Below are 1,562 nucleotides of genomic sequence, written 5' to 3'. Positions count from 1 at the left end.
ACCTGCTCATCCAGCACCACCTCGAACACGACCACACCGGCTCGTCCGGCGCGGACACCGGCTCGCCCGGAGGCGGCACCGCTTGAGCGGCTGGCCCGCCGCATCCGGCGTACCAGCGATGACGAGAGAAGACTTCCGGGGCCGGTCCTCGGAGAGCGGAAAGGAAAGACAGTGAGAATCGTGGGTGTCAGGCGAGCGCACGGCGGCTCCGGTGTGGAGGTCGCGGCCCTGGCCGAACAGGACGACGCAGTCACCGTGATCGCCTCACTCGCGGACTTCTGGGCCGATCCCGCGGGGCACCTCTCGCGGCCGCCCACCGGCCCGACGCTGTCCACCGAGTCGGTCGAGCGGGTTCCCCCCGTGCTCCCGGACGCGCGGGTCTTCTGCGTCGGGCTCAACTACCTCCAGCACGTCGCGGAAGGCAGTTACCGCGACCAGGAACTGCCGGCGTACCCGACACTCTTCGGGCGGTGGCCGCAGTCCCTGACCGTGGACGGGGCGACAGTCCCCGTGCCCTCCAGCGAGGACGGCCTGGACTGGGAGGGCGAGGTCGTCGCCTGGGTCGGAGCACCGCTCGTCGACGCCTCCCCCGAGGAAGCCCTGGCAGCGGTCGTCGGCTACTCCGCCTTCAACGACCTCACCTCGCGCAGGGCGCAGAAGCTCACCTCCCAGTGGACCCTGGGCAAGAACGGCGACCGGTCCGGGCCGATCGGCCCGATCGTGCCGGCCGCCGAGGTCGGCGACCTCCGGCAGGGGCTGCGGCTGCGGACCCGCGTCAACGGCGAGACCATGCAGGACGCCACCACCGACCAGATGATCTACCCGGTCGGGGAGACGCTGTCCCTGGTGTCCCACACCCTGACCCTGCGCCCCGGTGACCTCCTCGCCACCGGCACCCCGGCGGGAGTCGGCTACGGCCGCAAGCCCCCGCGGCTGCTGCAGCCCGGAGACACGGTCGAGGTGGAGGTGGAACGCCTGGGGGTGGTGCGCAACACCGTGGTGGGCGACGACCGTCGTACGGCCGGCGGCTCCCCCGCCCGTCACCGGCCGTACGACGGGATCGGCGCCGGGCTTTCCGCACGGCGGTGACCCCACCCGGTGGGCCGGATCGCTCTAGAGGGCTCCGGCCCACCGTCCGCACCCCGCACGCTCCGCCCCCACCCGGCTGAAGTGTCGACATTCCTTCTCCGGCCTGCCGACGCGCGATCTGCCTCCGTGCCGGAAGGTCGGCTGTCCAGGCGCGCGTGAGCCGCCGTCCCGTGCCGGTCGGGCCGCGAAAGTGTCGGCAGACCCGCGAAGGGCGTCGGTTACGGTGGTACGTGCAGCTCGTCCGGGCGGTTTCTGGGGTTCGTCCGGACGCTCCATGAAGACGCGTGAAAGGCCGGCAGCCGATGACAGCACAGTCAGCTGAGGTGGCGAACAAGCTCGCGCACCTCGACGACATGAGCAGAGCGCACCCCGACGAGGTGAGCAGAGCCCACCACGCGCTGCGGCGGGCGATCATGCACGGCGACCTGCGGGCCGGCGACCCGCTGTCGCAGGTCGAGCTGGCCCGGCACCTG

General features: G+C 72.1%; 1 protein-coding gene. It reads left to right on the top strand.

Annotation, left to right across the window (positions count from 1 at the left end):
• Positions 1 to 180 precede the first annotated feature (180 nt).
• Positions 181 to 1,089 carry a fumarylacetoacetate hydrolase family protein gene (locus tag ACFF45_RS35340; RefSeq protein WP_381351136.1) on the top strand — a complete coding sequence of 303 codons (909 nt, stop codon included), beginning with the start codon at positions 181 to 183 and terminating at the stop codon, positions 1,087 to 1,089.
• Positions 1,090 to 1,562: the final 473 nt, after the last annotated feature.

The organism is Streptomyces cinereospinus (genome assembly GCF_042430725.1).
Taxonomy (GTDB): domain Bacteria; phylum Actinomycetota; class Actinomycetes; order Streptomycetales; family Streptomycetaceae; genus Streptomyces; species Streptomyces cinereospinus.
Note: the sequence above shows the minus strand (reverse complement) of the source record. Positions and strands in the feature narration are given on the sequence as shown.